The 20895-nt window shown below is 61.0% G+C and carries 22 protein-coding genes and 2 pseudogenes; 4 read left to right on the top strand and 20 right to left on the bottom strand.

From position 1 onward, the window contains the following. Window positions 1-46: 46 nt before the first annotated feature. Both K408_RS39040 and K408_RS44545 read left to right on the top strand, forming a co-directional pair. Entirely contained in the window at window positions 47-1390 is a 1344-nt protein-coding gene (locus K408_RS39040) for an integrase catalytic domain-containing protein (protein WP_063830808.1), read from the top strand. Then, window positions 1357-1737 carry a hypothetical protein gene (locus K408_RS44545; protein WP_491018465.1) on the top strand — a complete coding sequence of 127 codons (381 nt, stop codon included), beginning with the start codon at window positions 1357-1359 and terminating at the stop codon, window positions 1735-1737. Before K408_RS39040 ends, K408_RS44545 begins: the two co-directional genes overlap by 34 nt. 165 nt (window positions 1738-1902) lie before the next feature. Here K408_RS44545 and K408_RS0129255 read toward each other — a convergent pair whose 3' ends face one another. The 6 genes from K408_RS0129255 to K408_RS0129230 form a co-directional block, all read right to left on the bottom strand. Then, the gene (locus K408_RS0129255; RefSeq protein WP_155248807.1) at window positions 1903-2166 is read right to left on the bottom strand and encodes a hypothetical protein; all 264 of its coding nucleotides are present in this window, start codon (window positions 2164-2166) and stop codon (window positions 1903-1905) included. Window positions 2167-2387: 221 nt separating this feature from the next. Next, entirely contained in the window at window positions 2388-2867 is a 480-nt protein-coding gene (locus K408_RS0129250; protein WP_028146037.1) for a DUF411 domain-containing protein, read from the bottom strand. Between the two features lie 11 nt (window positions 2868-2878). Then, complete coding sequence (locus K408_RS0129245; RefSeq protein ID WP_024343372.1) at window positions 2879-3655, bottom strand: cytochrome c3 family protein; 777 nt, start codon at window positions 3653-3655, stop codon at window positions 2879-2881. Further along, window positions 3652-4356: an iron reductase gene (locus K408_RS0129240; RefSeq protein WP_024343373.1), complete on the bottom strand. Its 705-nt coding sequence runs from the start codon at window positions 4354-4356 to the stop codon at window positions 3652-3654. Before K408_RS0129240 ends, K408_RS0129245 begins: the two co-directional genes overlap by 4 nt. A 1-nt stretch (window position 4357) precedes the next feature. Beyond that, window positions 4358-6421, bottom strand: coding sequence for a 2Fe-2S iron-sulfur cluster-binding protein (locus K408_RS0129235; RefSeq protein WP_024343374.1), 2064 nt, complete (start codon window positions 6419-6421; stop codon window positions 4358-4360). A gap of 25 nt (window positions 6422-6446) precedes the next feature. Continuing rightward, the gene (locus K408_RS0129230; protein ID WP_024343375.1) at window positions 6447-7169 is read right to left on the bottom strand and encodes a Spy/CpxP family protein refolding chaperone; all 723 of its coding nucleotides are present in this window, start codon (window positions 7167-7169) and stop codon (window positions 6447-6449) included. A gap of 223 nt (window positions 7170-7392) precedes the next feature. Between K408_RS0129230 and K408_RS0129225 the strand changes: the two genes are divergently transcribed. Continuing rightward, a complete protein-coding gene (locus tag K408_RS0129225; RefSeq protein ID WP_024343376.1) occupies window positions 7393-9147 on the top strand; it encodes a DUF3141 domain-containing protein in 1755 nt (584 codons plus the stop codon). A gap of 8 nt (window positions 9148-9155) precedes the next feature. On the opposite strand, the gene K408_RS0129220 is transcribed toward K408_RS0129225, so the two are convergent. The 7 genes from K408_RS0129220 to K408_RS39030 form a co-directional block, all read right to left on the bottom strand. Further along, window positions 9156-9569, bottom strand: a complete 414-nt coding sequence (locus K408_RS0129220) for a DUF1622 domain-containing protein (RefSeq protein WP_024343377.1) — start codon at window positions 9567-9569, stop codon at window positions 9156-9158. 50 nt (window positions 9570-9619) lie between these two features. After that, on the bottom strand, window positions 9620-10789 hold the full coding sequence (locus K408_RS0129215) for an OpgC domain-containing protein (RefSeq protein WP_433994151.1): 1170 nt from the start codon (window positions 10787-10789) through the stop codon (window positions 9620-9622). Window positions 10790-10888: 99 nt separating this feature from the next. Then, on the bottom strand, window positions 10889-11542 hold the full coding sequence (locus tag K408_RS39035) for a YqaA family protein (RefSeq protein ID WP_162250072.1): 654 nt from the start codon (window positions 11540-11542) through the stop codon (window positions 10889-10891). 303 nt (window positions 11543-11845) lie between these two features. Then, window positions 11846-12187 carry a hypothetical protein gene (locus K408_RS0129205; RefSeq protein ID WP_028146033.1) on the bottom strand — a complete coding sequence of 114 codons (342 nt, stop codon included), beginning with the start codon at window positions 12185-12187 and terminating at the stop codon, window positions 11846-11848. 381 nt (window positions 12188-12568) lie between these two features. Next, on the bottom strand, window positions 12569-12763 hold the full coding sequence (locus tag K408_RS0129200) for a hypothetical protein (RefSeq protein WP_024343381.1): 195 nt from the start codon (window positions 12761-12763) through the stop codon (window positions 12569-12571). A gap of 130 nt (window positions 12764-12893) precedes the next feature. Beyond that, a complete protein-coding gene (locus K408_RS0129195) occupies window positions 12894-13112 on the bottom strand; it encodes a hypothetical protein (RefSeq protein ID WP_024343382.1) in 219 nt (72 codons plus the stop codon). A gap of 451 nt (window positions 13113-13563) precedes the next feature. Beyond that, the gene (locus K408_RS39030) at window positions 13564-14988 is read right to left on the bottom strand and encodes an MBL fold metallo-hydrolase RNA specificity domain-containing protein (RefSeq protein WP_024343383.1); all 1425 of its coding nucleotides are present in this window, start codon (window positions 14986-14988) and stop codon (window positions 13564-13566) included. A 318-nt stretch (window positions 14989-15306) separates the two neighbouring features. Between K408_RS39030 and K408_RS39025 the strand changes: the two genes are divergently transcribed. Continuing rightward, entirely contained in the window at window positions 15307-16143 is an 837-nt protein-coding gene (locus K408_RS39025; RefSeq protein ID WP_024343384.1) for an LOG family protein, read from the top strand. 56 nt (window positions 16144-16199) lie between these two features. On the opposite strand, the gene K408_RS43570 is transcribed toward K408_RS39025, so the two are convergent. From K408_RS43570 to K408_RS0129155, 7 genes and pseudogenes are all read right to left on the bottom strand, one after another. Continuing rightward, entirely contained in the window at window positions 16200-16361 is a 162-nt protein-coding gene (locus tag K408_RS43570; RefSeq protein WP_230646703.1) for a hypothetical protein, read from the bottom strand. Beyond that, complete coding sequence (locus tag K408_RS39020) at window positions 16361-16687, bottom strand: hypothetical protein (protein WP_245265989.1); 327 nt, start codon at window positions 16685-16687, stop codon at window positions 16361-16363. The genes K408_RS43570 and K408_RS39020 overlap by 1 nt, the downstream gene beginning before the upstream one ends. Before the next feature lie 13 nt (window positions 16688-16700). Further along, on the bottom strand, window positions 16701-17378 hold the full coding sequence (locus K408_RS0129175) for a methyltransferase family protein (RefSeq protein ID WP_029674795.1): 678 nt from the start codon (window positions 17376-17378) through the stop codon (window positions 16701-16703). Further along, entirely contained in the window at window positions 17378-17632 is a 255-nt protein-coding gene (locus K408_RS0129170; protein WP_024343386.1) for a DUF2933 domain-containing protein, read from the bottom strand. The genes K408_RS0129175 and K408_RS0129170 overlap by 1 nt, the downstream gene beginning before the upstream one ends. Before the next feature lie 557 nt (window positions 17633-18189). Further along, window positions 18190-18830: pseudogene (locus tag K408_RS39015) on the bottom strand (NrsF family protein). Further along, window positions 18827-19382 (bottom strand): annotated as a pseudogene (locus K408_RS39010) (sigma-70 family RNA polymerase sigma factor). The pseudogenes K408_RS39015 and K408_RS39010 overlap by 4 nt, the downstream one beginning before the upstream one ends. 48 nt (window positions 19383-19430) lie before the next feature. Then, entirely contained in the window at window positions 19431-20786 is a 1356-nt protein-coding gene (locus K408_RS0129155) for a TolC family outer membrane protein (RefSeq protein WP_051160794.1), read from the bottom strand. Between the last annotated feature and the right edge of the window lie 109 nt (window positions 20787-20895).

The raw sequence follows: 20895 nt of genomic DNA, 5'->3' as shown, positions 1-20895 counted from the left end.
TCGCCGATGATTGGGTCGGTGCCATCGAATTGGTTCGGTGGCGTCTATGGCGGGAAAGATCAGCATGGGCGCGCGGCGCGAGGTGGTGTGGGCGGTAACGGAGCGCTACCGGTCGGCCAAACGAGCGGAGAAGGGGCGGATTCTCGACGAGCTGTGCGCGACGACGGGCTGGCATCGCAAGCATGCGGTGCGCGCGCTCCGGCGACGCGAGACGGTTGGACCGGGCGAGGTCGAGGCAACAAGAAAGCGAAGACGCAGATATGGCGCGACGATCAAGGACGCGCTGACGGCGCTGTGGGAGGCGTCGGATCGGGTGTGCGGCAAGCGGCTCAAGGTGATGATCCCGACCTTGCTACCTGCCCTTGAGCAACATGGCCGATTGCAGCTTGGCCAGTCGGATCGTGATCGTGTCCTGGCTATCAGCGCCGCCACCATCGATCGCCTGCTCGTCGATGTGAAGATCGCGGCGAGCGGAGGCAGGCGGCGCCGTGCCGGATTCTATTCGGCGATCCGGCGCGAGGTCCCGATCCGCACGTTCAATGACTGGAACAGCCCGGTGCCCGGCTTCTGCGAGGTCGACATGGTCGCCCATGGCGGCACGTCGGTGGCTGGCTCGTTCATCCAGACCCTGACCATGGTCGATGTTGCCACCGGCTGGACGGAGTGCCTGCCATTGCTGACGCGGGAAGGTTCGCTGGTCGTCGAGGCGATCAACCGCGCACAGAGCCTGTTCCCCTGGCTGTTGCGCGGCGTGGACTTCGACAACGACAGCGCCTTCATGAACGATGTCGTCGTGCCATGGTGTCGCGAACAAAAGCTCGAAGTCACACGCTCGCGCGCCTACAAGAAGAACGATCAGGCGTTCGTCGAGCAGAAGAATGGTGCGGTCGTCCGTCGCCTGATGGGCTACGGGCGCTTCGATGGCGTCGATACGGCCCGTGTGATGGGCCGCCTCTATGCGGCGGCACGGCTCTACGTCAACTTCTTCCAGCCGTCATTCAAGCTGAAGGAGAAGCGTCGCGAAGGGGCTAAAGTGATCAAACGCTATCATCTTCCATCGACGCCCTATGAGCGTGCATTGGCGCATCCCAAGGTGACCGCGGCCGTGAAGAAGCGGCTGCGCGATCAGTATCGCTCGCTCGATCCAGTCGCGCTGTTGTCCGAGATTCGCGCGACCCAGGACGAACTCGGCAATCGCGTCGATCGTCGCCCCGGACAGGCGCGCGGCCCGCAACCCGCTTACACGAGCACCGCGTCGGCGACCGCAGCGACTTTTGCGAAGACGCTTGGCAGGACGGCGTCGGTTGGCGAGCCACGCACCGTCGCACCCGTCGGCCCTATAAAACCAGGGTGCGCATGCCGTCCAAGCTCGACCGGCATGTTGCTGTGATCGAGGGTTGGCTCGCTGAGGAGCCGCAGCTAACTGCGCTCGCCATTGTCGGCCGGCTGAGCGATAAATGCCCTGAGAAGTTCGGGCCGAGACAGCATTCTATTGTGCAGCGTCTGCTGAGGGTGCTTCGACGGAAGACTGCTAAGCAGTTGATCGCGGAGAAGCTGCTTGGCGACGCCGCGACTGTTACTCCGTTGCCCGGGGTTGTGGACGGCTCGGGCTATGTAGGGCCCGACCCGCCCACAGCCCCTCTCGCCGAGCAAGCGGGAAAGCTACTTGGCGCGGCCCATCAGTCGACGTCGGATCGTCATCGGCTCCGGCGCCACTCGGGTAACATCTGCAAGTGAGGCAATACGAGATGGTCACGCCCGCCTGGGCGTCGAACGTGGAGATTGAGGCGAGCACCGGGACCAGAAGACATAGGAGTCTTGTCCTCGTCGACATGCCTCGCCTCAAGCTCTCAGCGCAGCGGGTGCTCATGTTCAATTTTATCATAGGAGCGAACGGGCTCGTCATTGTTGATCGAGGTCAAACGTGTGCCGCGGGCCGCAGGTGCCCCCGGCATCCGGCCTGTTATCGTCGCCGCTGATCACACTGCCACGCAGGGCGCCTTCATCGGGCGACGCTGCCGACAGTTCGCTGCGATCAAGCATGTGGCCGGCCGCCGACGAGCTCGCGCCAGGGTTTTCGGGACTTCCAGAGGCAGGCTTGGGAAGCTTGGGAGCAAACTGCCGGTTCGTAAACAGGTAGTAGCCGTCCCGGGCGAAAGCCGTCATCGCGGACTTTCCCCGCAGACACGGCTGACGCGCGTTCCTGCCCTTCAAGATGCGCACGAAGCGCCAACCCGGGCTCAGCAGCAGATTTGGAATCGGATTGTAGGTCGGCACGACCGCGTAGAACTCGCGCGCGAATGTGCTTGCAAAGAGCACATAGGCCGGCTCGTTTGCGCGGTTGCGCCGGCTCGGACATCCCGGGTTCTTGCTGCCCATCATCGTTTTCAGCCGACTTCGTCGGAGCCGATGAACTCCATGTAGGTGCGGCGTCCGTGCGGGCCGAACAAAACGACCGAATACTTCTGAGGTTTGCCGCTCATGCCCGGAGATCCCTGGGGCATCCCGGGCACTGCGATGCCCGCGGCCTCGGGTCGTTCAGCAAGCAGCCTGTTTATCGCGGCCACAGGCACATGCCCTTCCACGACGTAGCCTACGATTTCAGCCGTATGACAGGCAGCCAGGTCCGAGGGGACGCCCAGACGGTTGCGGATCGCGTTCAGACCGCTCGTTTCTTCAACCTTGACGGAGAACCCCGCCTCGTCGAGGTGCTTCGCCCAAGCGCCGCAGCAGCCGCAGCTGGGGTCCTTGTGGACCAAGACGGCCGCGGCCGCGCGGAGCGGAAGGGGCGCCAGCGCGATCCCTAGAATGCAACCGCAAACCATCCGGCGTGAAAGTCGAAGCTTCGCAGACGAATTTGGCGTCATGTCCCTATCCCTCAATGGTGTTTGAACCAACCGATATCCTTTATGTCGTTGAAAGAATCGGTGCGGTGACAAAGAAAGCACTGGTTTACACGCGCATGGTGTTGCCCCGTGATCATCTGGTCCATCATCACGAAGTGGTGCATGTAGTGGCTCGGCGGCGCCTGGTGGCATTGCGCACATTCCTTGGAGGTGGGCGAAGGATGGAGGAACTTCGCAATTCTCCATGTATCGATTGCGTGACAGCTCGCGCATTCGCGCCCGAACAGTCCGCGGTGCGGTTCTCGATTGCTGTGACAGCTGACACAGTCGAGGCTGGCCTTCTCCGCTTCGTCGGAATTCGGTACGCGCAGGAATTTCTTCAGATCGGCGACCATCTGTCCCGTGATTGCGCGCGCAGACGTGTTTGCTTCATGTGGAAACGCCCCAATGCGCAATAGCGCGGCGTGATCCATCCTCGTCGGCCGCACGCCGCCCGCATGCTCGAGATGGCAGCCGCGGCACTCCTTGCTCGTCGCGTGGAATGCCGTCGCTTGCTTCCCGAGATCCGCAGCGGCCGTCGTGTGACAGGCGACACAGGCCGCGGCTTCAACGCCTTTGGTCGGCGTATGACAACTTTCGCATTTATTGGATAGGAAGGCATGCTTCTCCGAGAGCGGCCCGGGAAGCACTGCGTCCGTCCAACCCGAGACAGCCATAGAACCATCCCTGTACAATCCGGCGGATACCGCCGCCACGCCCGCGATGGCAAGCGTCGCGAAGATCGCGTAGATGAGCGCCCGAACGCTCACGTGAGCCACCGAAGCCCGTAATAGACCTCGCCTGCGATATGGAGCGCCAACAGCGCGTACATCGCGATCGCCGCAAGCACGTGGAATCCGATCCACTGCGTGAAGACCTTCTTGACGGCCTCTTGGGATCCGATCGCATACTCGAGATCCGAAATGCCCTCGACGAGCTGCAGGATCGGCACTTCCTGCAGCGCTGAAGCACTCGTGGGAGGATCGTCGTCAGCGGATGCTTCGCGCGCGGACAGGATGAGCGCGGTCCGGTCGTAGGTAGACCGCAACGTTGCAAGGCGAGACTGCCGCTCCCGTATTTCGGCGGCGGTCTGCGGCAAGTAGTACCGCCCCACGAATCCGGTGACGACAACAACCAGCAGGCTGGCTACGAGCGCGATTCCAAGCGGGCTTTGATATTTGTGTCCGGTATGCAGGAGCGCGAGAAACGATGCCGCAATGCCGGCGTAGACGTGAAAACCAAGTAGCGCGCGCATCGAGACGACGCTGGTGACGATGGTCTTGAAGTTTCGGCCGTACTTCGCGAGTGGATAGACGAGGAGGAGAAGCATCAGGCCGGCGGCCGACGCGCCGAGAGCAAATCCAGCGAGGCTTCCGGCGAACCTCTCATCGGAATGAAGCAAGAATGCCGGAATCAGCAACAGCAGGCTGGCGAGGACGACATCGACGATCAGCCGCTCTCTGTCACCCATCTCAGGCCTCGACGACCAGGTTTCCGATGGATTTCGCCTGGCAAGCCAGGATCATGCCCTTGGCTCTGTCCTCCTCGGTGAGCGCATCCTGGACTTCCATCGTGACGCTGCCTTCCAGCAGGTGCGTCTTGCAGATGCCGCAGATGCCCGCGCGGCAGGAATAGTCGATCGGCACGCCGACAGACTCGGCGACTTCGAGCACGCTCTTGTCCGGAGGCAACTGCGCGACCTTGCCTGATCTGGCGAAGCGGACGGACGCCGTGGCCGGACCGATGGCTGCGGCGCCACCGTTCTCGGATTTCGTGCTCTCGGTGACGGTCCTGCCGGGAGGCGGAACGGCCCCGAGCGCGGGGCCGAACGCCTCAGTCTTGATCTGTTCGGACGGGACTCCAAGCTCGCCGAGGGTCTTCTTGATCGCCTGCATCATTCCGGGAGGGCCGCACAGATGCACACGGCGTCGGGCCAGATCGGGGACGGCCCGCGTCAGGAAATCGGCCGTGATCTGGCCCTCGCTTCCCATCCACGACGTGCCGGCCGCGCGCGCCATAGTGGCTGCGACGTGGAGATTGTTCATCCGCCGCTGCAGGTATTCCAGGTCGTCCCTGAAGATGAACTGTTCGGTCGTCTGCGCACCGTACACCAGGTGGACTTGGCCCGGCCAAGCGATGTCGAACAGATACCTTATCGCAGCCATCAACGGCGTGATACCGACCCCCCCGCCGATCAACACGACGCTGTCGGCCTCCTTTCCACTGAAAGTGAAGGCGCCGGAGGGAGCCATCACGTCGAGCAGGTCTCCTTCTTTGATCTTGTCGTGCATGTAGTCGGAGAAGACTCCGCCGTCCTCGCGCTTGATGGTGGTCTCGACGTAAGCCGTCTGGGCGGCGGATGACGCGATAGTGTAGGATCGCCTGACGGTCTTCCCGTCGATCTGGGCGGAGTAGGTCAGAAACTGGCCGGGAAGAAACGTGAAAGGAATCGAGCCGCCTTCCGGATCCCGGAGACGAAACGTCTTCACGCTCGGAGTTTCCTTGAAGATTGCGCAGACCTTGAGTTTGCCTTTCCAGAGCTGCCCCGGCGTCGTCGAACCGCCGGTTGCGCGCATCGTCGAAACCGTCGCAGTTCCTTCCGGAGAGTCGCTGCGCGTAAACGATGGCTTGACCGCAGGGCCATCGCTCGACCCGCCCTGCCGCTGAAACGCCGGCGAGGCAACCGGTGGCGTCGGTGCGAGCGCCGGCGCCTTTGTCAGCCTATCGACCAGAGCGTTGGCTCGGCGCATTCGCGCCACATAGACCGCAAGCATCCCCGACGAGAAGGCCGCGAGCAGTCCCATCGTTACGACATGAAACCAGGAAATGCCCAGGACTCCCTCGGCAGTGAAGGTCGCCGGCGGCGGCAGGAGATTCATCTGCGCCTTGAACCAATTTTGCGCGATCTGCTGCGGAGATTTTCCTTCGCTCAACGAACGCAGCACGGTCACGCCGCTTTGCACCTGATCGAGAGACCCGCGAATTCGACCGGAAGCCTGATCGGCGGCGGCGATGTCGCCTCCCGCCATGGCATGGCGCAGGTTCGCTTCCGCGGCAGAAAGACCATCGATTCCGGAGTTGATGCGGGCACGGGCCTCGGATTCAAGGTCGCGCCGCCGCTCAGCGGAGAGGGCAGGCATTTCCATCAACGATGGATAGAACTCCTTGCGTGGGCGGCCCATCATCTCGCCCATAATCCCGGTTTCGCCCATCATGCCCGGATTGGAGCCGCTCGACGAAGGTGCCGGCGAGCCGCCACTTGGAGCTGCCGGACTGTTCGATTGAGGAGCGCTCGCGCCTCCGGAGCCGGGAGCGCCGGGATGATGCGCCGAGTGATTGTCCTCGGCCTGCGCCAACCGCAAATCGGCCGGCCATCCGAACTCCGCATCGAGACGCTTGGGGCTATCGCGATCCCGTAGCTGCTCTGCCGAGAGCTGCGCGGTTGCAGCGATGGAGGCCCCTGCGAGAAATAGGGTGCAGAGGCCCGCCACCCAAAGACCACCGCGATTTCGAAACACCAGCTCGAATATCGACATGGCCTCTGCCTTCACGAAGAGGTCGTCAGAACGTCGCGATTAAAGGCAGCAGGATGGCATCAGCCGTCTGCTTCTGCCCGTCGCTAAGGGTCCCGTACAACCGAGCGAATGCAGAGCGCGCCGATTTGATCGCTTCCAAGCGCTCACCCAAATGATGCTCGTAGCGGTCAAGGCGCTCGGGGCCGGCCGCTTTGTCATCCATCACCAGCAGCTTGCGCGCTTCCAGCAGGTGCTGACGGCTGGAGCGCAGCGCGTCCGCCAGAACGTTCCAATCGGCCGTCTGCTTGTCGGTGATCTGCAACTCGGTCTTGAGGAACGCGATGCGCCCCTCCAGTCGCTCGGTGACGTCGGCGGGGCCGCTCGCGCTTGCACCGGCACCGGAACCCATGCCGTTCATCTGCTGATTCATGCGGCCATGCATTCGCTCCATCATTTGCATCATCGGCATCATGTTGGAGTCGCGCGGCTGACAGCCGGCGCCCTGACAGTCCTGCATCTGACCCGGCATGGGCATCTTCATCTTGTCGTCCATGCGACCGCCGCCAGTGCTCTGCGACTGGCTGCCGGGCTGCCCCATGTTCCCCATGTTGTTCGTGGTGCCGCTGGACGAATCGGGTTTCTTCTTCATCTCGTCCATCATGGCAAGCTGCGCGCGTTCCGCCGCCACAAGCTTGCCCGCCGGCGACCCAGCAGCCAGGCCCAGGACGGCAACCGCCGTTATCGCAACGAACCTCTTGATATTATCCATGGCCTATCTCCTATCGTGACGCTGATGGATGCCCCCAGCTTGCCTACCAACTCAGGACCGGATCAAGTTGAGCCAGATCAACAGCGCAAGTCGAGCCAGACGGCAGATTGGGCGCACCAATTAATATAGACGGAGAGTCCGCTGAAAAATTACAGTGGTCTCGCGCCGCCAGTTTCGCTACCAGCTTCCTCTTCCGACAGCGGTGAGGCATGAGGCAGGCCCAATGCAAGCTTCCACCTGCACGCAATGCGTGCCGCAAGAAACCAATCGTGACGGTCGTGCTGACGGCGGCTTCGAAGAGGCACGCGACCGCCTCCTGAACCCGGCAACGGATCAGGGCGCATTATGGGCATACAGTCGCGATTTTTGGGAACGTTCGATCCTCTTCTGGGACACGCTTCGACAACGAGCCGACGATCTGATCGAGCATGAGCGCCGGGGGCTGCCGCCTCTCCTGGACTTCCGCTTCGAGACGATTCTCGACGCGCGCCAGTTCGAGCGTCCGGTCAATTACGTCTTGCTGCGCATCCTACCCGAGCACGAATCTGCCAGCGGTCCAGGCAGCGAGAAGAAGCCGCCGATATTGATCCTGGACCCGCGGGCGGGACATGGGCCGGGCATCGGCGGATTCAAGCAGGACTCCGAAGTGGGCATCGCCCTCGCCAACGGCAATCCGGTCTATTTCGTCTCGTTTTTTCCGCAACCTTGTCATGGACAAACCCTCGCCGATGTGTTGCACGCGCTCCGGCGCTTCGTGGAAGCCGTAGCCCACCGCCACCCAGATCGACCGCCTATCCTTTACGGCAATTGTCAGGCCGGTTGGGCGGTCACCCTGCTTTCGGCGGATTGCAGTGGCCTCGTCGGTCCGGCGGTACTCAACGGGTCGCCCCTCTCCTATTGGTCGGGAGAAGCAGGGATCAACCCCATGCGCCTCGCCGCCGGGTTCAACGGGGGAGCCTGGCTTGTACACCTCGTGTCCGATCTCAGCGACGGCCGGTTCGATGGCGCCTGGCTCGCCCAGAACTTCGAGAATCTCAAGCCCGAGGCACAGTGGGAGAAATACGCCGATCTGTTCACGCATATCGATCGGGAACGCGAACGCTTTCTGGACTTCGAGCGCTGGTGGGGGAGCTTCTTCTTCCTCAGCCGTGAGGAAATCCTGGCGATCGTCGAGAACCTGTTCATCGGCAATCAGCTCGAGGGCGGCCGCTTCCGAATCTGTGAACACTGCTTCGCCGACCTTCGCCGCATCAGCAACCCGCTCGTGATATTTGCCTCCTACGGCGACAACATCACGCCGCCGCACCAGGCGCTCGGCTGGATTCCCGTCGTGTACAAGACCACGGAACAGCTGATCCAGGCTGGCCAACGCATCGTCTATTTGACGAACCCCCACGTAGGCCATTTGGGAATTTTCGTCTCTGCTAAGATTGCCCAACGCGAGCACCGGGCCATTCTTGCCAGCCTCTCGGAAATCGAAGGGCTGGCACCGGGCCTATACGAGATGAAGATCGAAGAGGCAGACTCTTCGGGCGCGTCCAATCTGCCTTTTGCGGTTCGGTTCGAATCCCGACGTGTCGAAGAGCTCAAATTCCTGCCGCCGGATCCTGCTTTCGAGCGAATTAGGGATTTTTCGGAGGCGGCTGAAGCCATCTACAGGACCTTGTTCAGTCCCTTCGTCCAGGCCACCTCGAATCCCTTGACGGCGGAAGCAGCCAAATGGTTTCACCCGATGCGGATGAGCCGTTATCTGCTCTCGTCATCCTTTTCGCCGTGGCTCCGCGGACTCCCGGAACTTGCCAGCTCGATCCGCGATACCCATGTCCCGCTTGCAGGAGACAATCCGTACCTTGGCGCCGAACGGACGTTCATCGGCCTGACCGCCTCGCTGATCGAGGCGACCCGAATAAATCGCGACGCCGCGCTGGAACGCATGTTCGAGTTCCTGTACGGCCGTACGTCCTCTCGCGGGGTCTGATCGCCCGTTTAGAGTTCGGCGCGATCAGCCTCGTCGGCAAGCGACGTGCGCCGCTGCCAAGGCAACCGGCCCTCGATTTCAATCTGAAGCGAGAAGCTCAAGAAGGTGCGGATCACGATAATAAGGGCAAGGATTCCCAGTCGATCGAATGACGGCACTATCGCGACCATACCGATGATATCGGCGGCAATCAGGAACTCCAACCCGAGCAAAATGCCTCGACCGAGGTTCGCCCGATAAGAGCGAAATGCATCGGCAAATCCCCCGTGCCGCAATTCGCGAAGCGACCAGACGGTTGCGGCTACCACGCCGCAGACGATCACCACCACACCGAGCAGTTCGATGGCCGACGCGGTCCAGTGAAGTCCGTGCAGAATCGCGCCTTGCGTTTGCTCGTTGAAGATCCGCTCCGAGGTTATCATCCGCGTCCACCATACGCTCCCCCACCCGACGGACGATCTTGGTCCGTCGGCTAGATTTGCGGCTCGCCACCTGCGCCTGCCGGCGTCGATCTATTTCCCCCGGAAGACAAACTCTTGTCGAGCTGCTTCGACCAAGTGCGATAGTAAGCGATGATCGTCAGGATGCACAGGCCGGCGGCGCCGACCAGGAGCTGGACCAAAATCCCCTTCGAACCGAATTCCAGCACAAAATGGACCACGAAAGAAAGAAAGAGACCCACGCAAAAGACCGGCAACGATTGCTGGCCGCACCTGATCAGCGGCTTGAAGATGGGCCACTGCAATCCGGGCCAGTCGATGGGAATGAGAGCGACGACGATGAATACCAGGCTGGCCAAATGGATCACTCGGTAAGGCGCGAGATTGGTCTTGTCGTTGGGGATGAACATTTCATCGATCGAATCGGGAATGAGCTGTCGTAGCTCCGGAATCCGCTCCGCCAGGGTGATCACGAGAGCAAACAGCAAGACGCCGGCACTAAGCGCATAGAGAATCCGAAAACGGAGCAGCCTTCGACTGGCCTCGGCGCCCCCGAGCGCGAGCCAGGCTCCAAGAACGAAGAGCAACTGCCAGGCATAGGGATTGAAGTACCACACTCCCGCAGGATAGGATTGGAAGTTCCAGCCGTAGTGGCGAGCGGCCAGGTATAGCCCGATCGATCCGACCACGACGGCGTTGCGCCATCGCAGCATGAACCAAAGTACGATCGGGAATGCCGCCATCAACACGATGTAGAGTGGCAGGACGTCGAGATTGAGCGGCTTGAATTTCAGCGCCAATCCCTGCGAAAGCGTCTCGACGGGAAAATTCATAAGGTGCGCGACGTTGAATTGATCCATAAGATGCGGATCATCGAACCTGTGCGAAAGGTAATGCACCGAAGTGAGGTAAAACAAGAAAAGCAGCAAATGGGCGGCATAGAGTTGCCACACTCGGCGTAACAGCCTCGTCGCTCCGACTACAAAGCCGCGATCCATCATAATCTTACCGAATACGAGGGTCGCGGTGTATCCGGAGATCAACACGAACAGGTCGGCTCCATCGCTGAAGCCGTAGTTCCGGGTGGTGAACCAGGCGAGCGCCGAGTCCGGGATGTGACCCAGGAAGATCAGCCAGTTCGCCAGTCCGCGAAATAGATCGAGGCGGAGATCGCGCTGAGACTTCGGCAGCACAGATCTCACGGTGATCGTGTCCCAAAGCCGCTCTCGTACGAAGATCGCTATCTTCAGCGTCCGGCCGGTCCCGCGGCCAGTCGTTTCGTGAGGCAAGCCTGCTCCCCTTCATTCCTGATGATGGGTTTCCGCGCCACCGGCAGGGGTGACGAAAGTTCGTATCTTACGGCTCGTTGTCATACGGGCAACCATCAGGCTTCGCACTCGATAAGGAACGCGGTGGGCGCGCGAACCGCGTTGGGTGAGGAAGCGCAGGGCCTCGGGAAAGCGAACGGCTAGATATGCATATGCCAAGTACTTGATGATCTTCCCGGCAAGAATGGCGACGAAGACGTCAGCGGTCTGCAGTCGATAGATTCCAGCTACCGCGAGCATCGGCACTTTGGGAACGGGCAGCGGCAAGGCCATCATTGCGAATATGGCGAGGATACCGTATTTCGACAGCCAATCCGTCGCCTGCGACCAAGCTTGCGAGTCCGCAAGCTCGGGGTAACGCGCAAGCAATATGCTCCAGCCGAAATGGTGAAAGGTGAGGTACAGGCCGAGGGACGCGGTCGCGCTTCCGACGGCCGCCATCAAGGCGATCATCGTCCATCGGCGTCGGCAGGCCAGGGACGCCACGACTACCAACCACTCCACGGGAACGCTCATCGTCAGCGTGGAAAGGAAGGCGATCGCTCCAACCAACGGCGGAAACGAGCTGCGCTCGGCCTGACCGAGGACTATCTCGAAGAATTTGTGCGTCGTGGCGTGACCGATCATTGGCTCTCCGTTGCCCGCCATTCGCAGCCGTTCTCACTGTCGTTCTGTCTTGAAAGCCTCAGTCGACCCGCCGAGATCGATCGGTGTAGGTTCGCCATTTTCTGGTTCGAAACTCGCCCAATGGTCGACCTGCACCGGCCTTCAAGGCGCATCATCGTCTTATGATCGTCGAGGCGATGATAGCAGTTCGATCCATCTTCGAACTCTGTTGCCGCTTGAGGGAAGTCTCCCTGTGGCGACAACAGAGTGTGCCCGACAGTCCGGGGCTATTCTGATCTGTCGGGCAACCGTTCCCTTGGTAGACTACTTGGAGCCAGTCGACGGCGCAGCGGAAGGATTCGCGCCGGTGGTCCCGGTAGAATCTCTCGACGGAGCTGAGCCGTCCTGCTTCATTCCCGACCCCATCCGACCATGGTCGCCTTCCATTCCTTTTCGGTGCATTTGGTCCCCCATCTTGCCCATCCCATCCCGCATCATCTCGTGGCCCATGCCGGACCTCGGCTGAGTGGACGGATTCTGTTGCGGGGCATTCTGCTGATTCTGATTGTCCGGCGTCTGCTGCTGGGCAGACGCAGCCCCGGACACGCCCAAGATCGCTGCGAGCGCGATAGCTGCCGCAAGCCTTCCTTGACTGATGAACTTCATCGTGATCTCCAATTCGTGATTTTTGGCGGCCAGTTTCGGCACTGGTGTCGGGACGCTATGGCCGCTCGCCGAGCTCACATTGACCAATGTCAAATGGAAGCCGTGCGGCCAAGCAATCTTTTTGCGTCAGTTCGGTGTAATAGATCGAGGCGCCCGTCGTCACTAATTGGTGGCTGTTAGTTTTCCAGCTTTCAACAGCGGGGGACCTCGATAGCAACTGCAGCCGGCATTGAAAGAAGGGCCGATCGCCCAGGCCGTTGACCATCGGATTGTGGCGGAGTCGGTTGGAGCCGAGCGCGCCTCTCCCGCATGTGCCAAAACCGAAGGCCTCGACCGGCTCCTGTTAGCTCTGCCTTCTCGCCCATTCCACGACGTCAACGTTCATTGGTGGCTGCAAGCCGAAAGTAGGCGCTCCTTCCAGGAACGACCGGACCTGGCGAAGACGTTGTATCCGACCCATCGGTGTCGCTTCATGCGGTCGAGCAGGCGAAGATCGTCGAGCCTGACGAACCTCCGGACGGCAGGATCGAACACCATCAGCGAAAGCGAGTTCTCTTCCATGAGATAGCGCGACACGGAATGCTTCCTATCGGAGCCAGGCACGGTTTCGAGCTTCTCGTGACTTGTCCCCGCGCCTCGCCGGCTGCACCTGCGATCGCGGCGTGACGGCAACGGAAGCGATTCCCATTAAGCTCAGCATTCCGATTCAGACGTTCACGTTCAAGCCACCCACCTCGATCGCAAGCGCGTGTTGCGCGCCGAAGGGCTTGCTCGAGGCGAGGACCGACCAGTATCCGAAGTTTGCGCAGCAATCGACGAACTCATACCTCTCATCGCGCCCGCAGTGCGGGAGAGCGTTGATCTCTTCTTCGTAGTCGTAGCTGCGGTTGAGGAGCCTACTCCAGTAGGCATCGCAGAACGGCATAGCGAATGTCGCGTCCTCATTTCAGGCGCGCGACGATTTCGCGGTGCGCGTTGACCGAACCGATTAGGCGACAGCCCAAGCCGTAACCGCGGTGGCCGAAGGATCCTACTCTGTTAGTTGTTGGTGACCCGAACTGACTCAAAAATAAATCTAATGAGCCTGTAAGAAATCCGAGGCTCGCGCGTCGCGAATCGCTGCCCCCAATTTGTGCATTGCAGACTGCTTCGATGGGAGCGACTCTTGATCTGGCTCAACTGTTCCGCTCGAGGTTCAGCTTGATTGTTTCTGAATCAGACATCTGGTTTGATTGCCCTTGAAAGAACTTCGTCGAAACAGGAGAAAGAAAATGAACGCCCGCAAGTTGTTTTTGGCCGCAACCATTGCCTCCTTCGTTACGCTGCCGGCAATCGCGCAGACCGCCCCTTCCCCGAGCGATGGCGGACATCACTATTCAGGTGGACCAAGGGCCGAGCCGCACCACATGGGAAAGAAAGAGAGTACGGCCCCGAAGAAGAAGTCCTCCGGCGGCAGCCATCACTATGGCGGCGGACCCAAGTCCGATTTGCCGCATCATATCGGGCCTAAGAAGGATCAATGATCGGAGCGCGGTGATCCACGAACTGGCTTGTGGGATCACTGCTTCGTTCAACCGAGTCTCCTGAGTTCGTTCAGGCAGGATGCAGGTCCATCCCAGTTCCTTCGCGATGCGAGTCTGCAGCGCCCGGGCGGCTCGCGGCTCGCCATGAGTAACGAACGTCCTCCTCGGCGCTGCCCCGGCGCTCTTGAGCCATTCGATTGTTTCGTCGGCATCCGCGTGTGCAGAAAGGGCATCGATGTTGCGAACCTCGGCGGCGACCGGGACATCCTCGCCGTGGATCCGGATCGTCCTTGCACCTGATATCATCGCCGCCCCTCGCGTCCCCTCGGCCTGATAGCCTGCAAACAAGACCGTACTCTTCTGATCCGACGCGAAGCGTTTCAGATGATGGAGCACCCGGCCGCCGGTCGCCATTCCGCTCGCGGAAATAATGACCTTCGGAACTGGGCTGTCGCTCAGGCGCTTCGAATCCTCGACGGAACGGATATAAGTCGCGACAGCGCACGTTCTCTTGCATTCCTCGTGCGACAACTTTTGATCGGACCTGAATTTGCAGAAGATTTCGCTCGCATCGACGGCCATCGGACTGTCGAGGAAGATCGGCACGTTGCGCAGGCCACCGGCCAATTTGATGCGTGCGAAGTAGTAAAGCAGCGCCTGAACACGGCCAACCGCAAACGCCGGAATGACCACCGTGCCGCCGCGTTTCGCCGTCGTGCCGACGATCTCCTCGATCGTACGTTGAGGATCGATCTTCGGGTGCGAGCGGTCGCCATAGTTCGATTCGACGACGAGGTAATCGGTTTTTGCCAACGGCTCGGGCTGCAGCATGATCGGATCGTCGTGCCGACCAAGGTCGCCGGAAAATGCGATCGAGGTTCGCTCCCACCCGATCTCAATCCAGGAAGCCCCCAGGATGTGGCCGGCGCGTCGGAGCACCAGATTTGCGCCGCCCGGCAGGCTGTGGTCATCGTGAAAAGATGTTGGCTTCAGCAGACGCAGGGCCGCTTCGGCATCCTTTACCGTGTAGAGCGGAAGAGCAGGCTTATGTTTGGAGAAGCCGCGCTTGTTGGCAAATCGCGCATCCTGCTCCTGCAGATGCCCAGAGTCGCGCAGCAGCACCTCGCATAGGGCGGCTGTCGCTTCGGAACAGATGATCGCTCCGGCGAATCCCTGCTTCACCAGAAGGGGAAGCCCGCCGGAATGATCGAGATGGGCGTGGGTTAGGACGACAGCGGAGATGCCGGCCGGCTGGACCGGGAATCTCTCCCAATTCATCTAGCGAAGAGACCGACCGCCTTGAAAGAGACCGCAATCGATGAGAATCCGATGGGACGGGGATTCGAGAAGATATTTGGAGCCCGTAACCGTCCCCGCCCCCCCAAGAAAGACAACTTCAAACTCATTCAGTCCCTCTGAATTGCGGACCAGACCGTTCGCTCCGCTGGCGAGTGGCCGAACGGAGATCGGAAGATCGGAGGCTTCGGCAACCGGTCAAGCAGAAGCTAGATTTCGGTTGCGCTTTATTGATCTAGTGAGACAGTGTAGTTGGCAGAAGGAATAGTAAAGGCGATATATTTTGATGCGGAAGTTGTAATGGACGACACCCCACAGACGTCCAAGGAGACCTTTCGTCCCTCGAACATCGAGCAACTGGACTCGCCCGCCTACACTTTAGCTGCCCTCGATCAAGGCTTTCTGCTTGGCGATTCCATGCGTGGGGTACGATTCCTGCTGGAGTACGCAAAGGCCGAGGAATGCCTGAGATCGTGGGGCGTCCGATCCACTATCGTCGTTTTCGGGTCGGCACGAGTTCGGGAGGATGGGCCTGAATCGCACTCCCGATGGTATCGGGAAGCACGCGCGTTCGCGCGCTTGGCCTCCGAACGCGGTGGCGCCCTGACTTCGAACGGCGGCCTTCGAGACAACGTCATCGCGACCGGCGGTGGCCCGGGAATCATGGAAGCTGCAAACCGAGGAGCCGGCGACGCGGGAGCGCCTTCCATCGGCTTCAACATCACGCTTCCGGAGGAGCAACAACCAAACCCTTACTCCACGCCAGCGCTGACCTTTCAATTCCACTATTTCGCAATGCGGAAAATGCACTTGGCCATGCGCGCCAATGCGCTCGTTGCGTTCCCGGGAGGCTTCGGGACTTTCGACGAGTTGTTCGAAATCCTGACGCTGCGGCAGACGAAGAAGGCGCCGGCCATTCCGATCGTTCTGTTTGACGAACAATACTGGCGGTCTGCCGTCAACTTCGAGGCGCTGATCGACAGCGGCACGATCGATCGATCCGACTGCGATCTCTTCCGGTTCGCGGAAACGTCGGAAGATATTTGGTCCGAACTACTTTCGTGCGGTCTCGGCGCACCCGGTCTCTCCTGTCCGGCCTCGCAATTCAGCCGCACTACGTCCTCGAACGCGAGTTAGACCTCTCACTCTATCCGCAACATGTCTGAATGAGCGTGACAGACGTCCGCTTGCCGTTATCGCGCTCGGCGCTGGTGCTTCGAACCGGCCGGCTCGGCCGCCTTCGGAGAAACGACGGCTTCTCGGACGAACATGACAATGCTCACCCCCCAAACGAGGGCGATGCCGAGCAGAACCCACTTGAAATCGGAATGGATCATGAAGTTGACGGCGGCCATCAACCCGATCGAAGCCCGCCGGCGACCCCGGCGCCGACCGCAGCTACAGCGCGATGGTCTCGGAAGGACGTCAACGCCAGGGTGAGCGCGAGCATTCCCGTAGCCGTCACGTAGCCGCCCATCACGCGGAAGACATGGGTGGGCCATGATGTCAGTCTGGGCCCGATCAACTGCAATTCGATCGAAGTAAGGCTCATGTACCGGATGTCCTCCGGCAGCAGGGGAGGCCGAAGGAGGAGGAAGTAGACGCCGACCCCGATCAACAGGATACCGGAGGCCGCCAACAGCATCGAGGACAGACGCCAGCGATACGGTGCGTCGCGCATCGTGGCAGCCGGATCAACCGTGACGATAGGTGCGGCCGGTCGAGCCCTGCCCGAGAATTCGGCTCAGGCGCGGTATGAAGCCTGGGACTTCCGCAGCGTATTTCGTATAGGCCTCGCCGAACTCCGACTCGGCGTCCAACTCCTCGTTTCTCGCGAGCTTCACGTACATGATCGTCAGCACCGGAAACATTGCGAGCGTGAGAATTGTCGGCCACTGCAACAGGAAGCCGAACATGACGAGGATGAAGCCGACATATTGCGGATGGCGCACATAGCTGTAGGGACCGGCCGTGGCGAGACTGCGCGTCTGCTGCGCGTCGTACAACACCTTCCAGGCGGCGGAGATCAGAATGAACCCGGCGGCGATGAAGATGAAGCTCAGGATGTGGAACGGTCCGGCGTGCGGATTGGCCTTCCAACCGAACACCATCTCGAGCAGATGACCGGCGTCGTGCGAGAACCAGTCCACGTCAGGAAACCGCGACTGCAGCCAGCCCGAGAGGAAGTAAATGGTGAGCGGGAAGCCGTACATCTCCACGAATAGCGCCACCAGAAACGCACTGAATGCGCCGAACGAACGCCAGTCCCGGGAGGTCTGCGGCTTGAAGAAGCTGTATGCGAACAGGATGAAGACCGCGGAGTTGACGATGACAAGGCTCCAGAGGCCGTAAGCGGGCGTAGAATCATGCATCACACGCTCCTTGGATCGTTCTGTTGATTGTCGGCGTGATGATGCCTGTGTCCGTGATGCATGAACAAATGCATCAGCGGGCAGGCGAGGATTGGGAGCCAGACAAGCAATCCGAGCACGTGCGCTCTATGCTCAGTGAACAGCAGGGCACCTGCGATGATCAGAAATCCGATCAGAACCAGCCCGGCACGCGATTTGAGCGACAAACCCTCAGGCGCATGTCCTTGGTGACCGGAACGATCTTGCACCGACATCGTGAACTCCTGCTACCCAATAGTAAGTAAACAACTTGCCGAAACCTTCTTCTTGATCGAGATCAAGCAGATCGGACCGGAAACGCCCGCAAACAAGGCGCTTGCGGCGACCGCTGCCTAAGCACGTTGCTCGATGCGCTCGCCGACTGACAGGGCGTCGACTTGGTCTAGTTCTGTATCATCGGGGACTTCGGGCCTCCCTGATATCTCCAAACCCGCCTGCTCGAATCAACAGGTGGCGCGAAGTAGTGGCCCGGTGTCGCGGGAACCGAGCCGAACGCAGAGCTCCAGCCACCTTGTGGGTTCGACATCACTTGCGCGCCCCGCCTGGCCTCGTTTGGCCAATACCGCCGATCCGAAATCGTGGCCCCTGCAAAGGCACTCGCCGACACTGCAACCAACGGCAGCACCAGCAACATAGTTCTGAAGGTCTGCTTGAACATGACCCGGCTCCTGCTCACTTGAAGGAAGGATTTGAGGCCCTCTCATCGATGAGTTCGGAAGAAATCGCCGTTCGGTTACAGGGCTCACGCCGACGTGAAAACGGTTCAGTCACGCTACCAACGCAGCAACCTGGGGCCCAGCATCGCCCCTGCCAGGGTGCAGAGCACAATCGTCCCGCCGTACCAGATTGCGACAAATGGCAAGGAATCGTCGGTGCAATGAAGCGCGTAACCCATGGCGCTGATGCCGCCCGAAACAAGACCCGCAAAGGCACCTGTCCGGACGAGATTGGTCGGCGCCGCCGTTCGCACCGCCGCGATAACGACGGTGAAAGGTACGATCGCGATGATCGGGATCGAGATAATGCACTCTAGCCACTCGTCACCCATGACCATCTTGGCCCAATGCGTACTGGGCGCCAGCCCGAGGCTGATTGCGGCAAGCAACAAGATGCCTGCGAATGGGAGGACGGCCCACCCCGAAGAGGACCTACGTTCTCCGCCCGGCCGCGCCAGGCGCATCAGGTAGGCCGATGCCAACACGACGATTCCGACCGCGAACACAATCTTCAGGAGCACGGAAACGACGGCGTGACCGGTCGTCAGATCGGACCGGGTACCCAGGCCGACCAATATGCCGTCCAACGTCAGAACCGTTGCGGCCGCAAGGGCGAGGCCCACTGTCCGACCGACCGATCGGCATCGACCGGCTCGACGTGGGCACTGAGTGCCGCGATCAAATCATCCGTCTTCATGATCTCGCTTCCCGGGCAATCAGCGCGGCCAGGGTTTTTAGCCCGCGGTGAATTCACCTTAATCCCGGATTCCGAAAGTCCGCACCGCTGCGCCGCTTCGGCGATGCTCAACCCGTCGAGTTTCACGGCTTCCATGGAACATTTGACGTTTGGCGGCAGCCGTCGCAAGAGCCGCCCGACGTCGTAGGAACTCTCCGCACCGACATGTTCGTCCGATGCCATGGCCTCGTCAGCCTCATCCGGAGGCACATCGGCCAACGACGCGCGGGTCCGACGCAGAAAGTCGATCAATTTGTGGCGCGCGATCGCATGGACCCATGGTGTCAGCAGGTCGGTGGCGTCGTAGGTATGTCTCTTGATGTGAATGGCCAAGACCGCTTCCTGAACTAGGTCTTCGGCCTCCGACGCGCTACGGCCAGTGCTTGCGAGTTTTCTTTTGTAGTACGCACGTAATCGCCTGCTCAGCGCTTCAAGCAATGCCCGATGCGAAGCCGCATCGCCGTCCAGGCTTGCGAGCATGAGTTTCTTCAGATCCGCTTCCGAGGTCGTCATGTTCGCGGTCCCGACTACCTCTCTCGATCAGGGAAGATCTCGATGAACTTATTGTCCTGCAGGCGTCCGCAAACCATGCCAGGCATCCCGGACTTGGTAGTAGTGGACCTCTGGCAGATAGTCGGGCGTGTTCAACCCGAGCGTCTTCACGTCGAGGCGCCCTACGGCGCCGAGGAGCGTGTAGGATGCGATCACGCGGTCGCGCTGAGCGAGGATCAGCCGAGCTCGGGCATTGGTCAGATCCTGCAGGGCGTTGAGTACGTCGACCGTCGTGCGCTGTCCTGCCTGCGCCTCCCGCTGCACCCCCAATAGTGCCACGTTCGCGGCACGCACCTCGGATTCTGCGGCAGTGACCGCGACTTTTGCTCCTTCATTGGCGACCCAAGCGCCGGTTGCCGCAGTGCGCGTCTGATTGCGCACCTGCTCCAGGACTAGCCGGCTTTGCGAAGTGACCTCCTTGGCCTGGCGGGTCTGGGCGGCGGCCATGCCTGCATCGTAGAGGGGAACGCCGACCTGGCCCAAAACCGAAGTCTGATCCATGCGCGAAGTCGCGAGGGTAGGATCATTCTGCACGGCGCGGCTGACGCTGGCCTGCACGGAAACGGTCGGAAGCAGCCCGCTTTCCGCCACTGCGATCGAAGATTGGGCGACATCCACATCGAGCTGCGCGGCAAGGACGGCCGGGTTCTCTTGACGCGCCACATTCGTCGCATCCGCAAGAGTAGGCGGCGAGAACCGGTCCGCCGGCGTCGCCGCCACGAGCTGCGCGGGAGGCCCGCCCACCACTTGGGTGTAGGTCGCCTTGCTCACGGCAAGGGCCACTTCTGCGGCGTTGAGGTCGGCAAGGCCGCGGTTCAGGCGCGCTTCGGCCTGGGCCGCGTCGGTGGGCGTGACGTCGCCGGCATTGAGACGACTGCGAGTGTTGGAGAGCGTCTGCCGTAGGAAGGCGATATTGGCGCGCTGCGCGTCGACCAGCGCTCCATTGGCAAGTACGTTCATGTACACGGTGACGGCATTGAGCAGGGTCCCCTGCCCTACGTTGCGCAGGGCTTCGCGGCCGGACCTGACCTGCGCCTCCGCCACCCGGACATTGTTGGCGGTCTTGAAGCCGTTGAACAGCGTCTGGGTCACCGTGAGCCCAACGGTCCACGGCTTTAGCGTGACCGTCTGGACGACGTTGTCCGGCAACAGGTTGCGAACCTGCTGCAGGCCGGCGCTCAGGCTTGCCACAATCTGCGGGCGATAGCCCGACAACGCCTGCGGCACGTTTTCGTCGGTCGCCCGTTGGCGCGCCCGTGCCGCGCTCAGCTGCGGATTTGACTGATAGGCTTTCACTATGGCTTCCACGAGGGTCTCCGCCCTGGCGGGCGCTCCGCCGTGAAGCAACAACACCGACCCGAACATGGGTCCGGCCCACCTCCCGACGATCGAACCAGAAGCATCGACTCTCGGTCCGTACTTAGCCATCTCTTCCTCGTCCTTCGCGAAGCGTCGCACACGGATGTGCTCACAG

The organism is Bradyrhizobium sp. in8p8, from assembly GCF_000426845.1.
Lineage (GTDB): Bacteria > Pseudomonadota > Alphaproteobacteria > Rhizobiales > Xanthobacteraceae > Bradyrhizobium > Bradyrhizobium japonicum_C.
Note: the sequence above shows the minus strand (reverse complement) of the source record. Positions and strands in the feature narration are given on the sequence as shown.

Excerpts from the sequence above, each read along its gene's own strand:
- K408_RS39040 (WP_063830808.1), top strand. The coding sequence starts at position 47 with ATGGCGGGAAAGATCAGCATGGGCGCGCGGCGCGAGGTGGTGTGGGCG.
- K408_RS44545 (WP_491018465.1), top strand. The coding sequence starts at position 1,357 with ATGCCGTCCAAGCTCGACCGGCATGTTGCTGTGATCGAGGGTTGGCTC.
- K408_RS0129255 (WP_155248807.1), bottom strand. The coding sequence starts at position 2,166 with ATGACGGCTTTCGCCCGGGACGGCTACTACCTGTTTACGAACCGGCAG.
- K408_RS0129250 (WP_028146037.1), bottom strand. The coding sequence starts at position 2,867 with ATGACGCCAAATTCGTCTGCGAAGCTTCGACTTTCACGCCGGATGGTT.
- K408_RS0129240 (WP_024343373.1), bottom strand. The coding sequence starts at position 4,356 with ATGGGTGACAGAGAGCGGCTGATCGTCGATGTCGTCCTCGCCAGCCTG.
- K408_RS0129235 (WP_024343374.1), bottom strand. The coding sequence starts at position 6,421 with ATGTCGATATTCGAGCTGGTGTTTCGAAATCGCGGTGGTCTTTGGGTG.
- K408_RS0129230 (WP_024343375.1), bottom strand. The coding sequence starts at position 7,169 with ATGGATAATATCAAGAGGTTCGTTGCGATAACGGCGGTTGCCGTCCTG.
- K408_RS0129225 (WP_024343376.1), top strand. The coding sequence starts at position 7,393 with ATGCAAGCTTCCACCTGCACGCAATGCGTGCCGCAAGAAACCAATCGT.
- K408_RS0129220 (WP_024343377.1), bottom strand. The coding sequence starts at position 9,569 with ATGATAACCTCGGAGCGGATCTTCAACGAGCAAACGCAAGGCGCGATT.
- K408_RS39035 (WP_162250072.1), bottom strand. The coding sequence starts at position 11,542 with ATGATCGGTCACGCCACGACGCACAAATTCTTCGAGATAGTCCTCGGT.
- K408_RS0129205 (WP_028146033.1), bottom strand. The coding sequence starts at position 12,187 with ATGAAGTTCATCAGTCAAGGAAGGCTTGCGGCAGCTATCGCGCTCGCA.
- K408_RS0129195 (WP_024343382.1), bottom strand. The coding sequence starts at position 13,112 with ATGCCGTTCTGCGATGCCTACTGGAGTAGGCTCCTCAACCGCAGCTAC.
- K408_RS39030 (WP_024343383.1), bottom strand. The coding sequence starts at position 14,988 with ATGAATTGGGAGAGATTCCCGGTCCAGCCGGCCGGCATCTCCGCTGTC.
- K408_RS39025 (WP_024343384.1), top strand. The coding sequence starts at position 15,307 with ATGGACGACACCCCACAGACGTCCAAGGAGACCTTTCGTCCCTCGAAC.
- K408_RS43570 (WP_230646703.1), bottom strand. The coding sequence starts at position 16,361 with ATGGCCGCCGTCAACTTCATGATCCATTCCGATTTCAAGTGGGTTCTG.
- K408_RS39020 (WP_245265989.1), bottom strand. The coding sequence starts at position 16,687 with ATGCGCGACGCACCGTATCGCTGGCGTCTGTCCTCGATGCTGTTGGCG.
- K408_RS0129175 (WP_029674795.1), bottom strand. The coding sequence starts at position 17,378 with ATGCATGATTCTACGCCCGCTTACGGCCTCTGGAGCCTTGTCATCGTC.
- K408_RS0129170 (WP_024343386.1), bottom strand. The coding sequence starts at position 17,632 with ATGTCGGTGCAAGATCGTTCCGGTCACCAAGGACATGCGCCTGAGGGT.
- K408_RS0129155 (WP_051160794.1), bottom strand. The coding sequence starts at position 20,786 with ATGTTCGGGTCGGTGTTGTTGCTTCACGGCGGAGCGCCCGCCAGGGCG.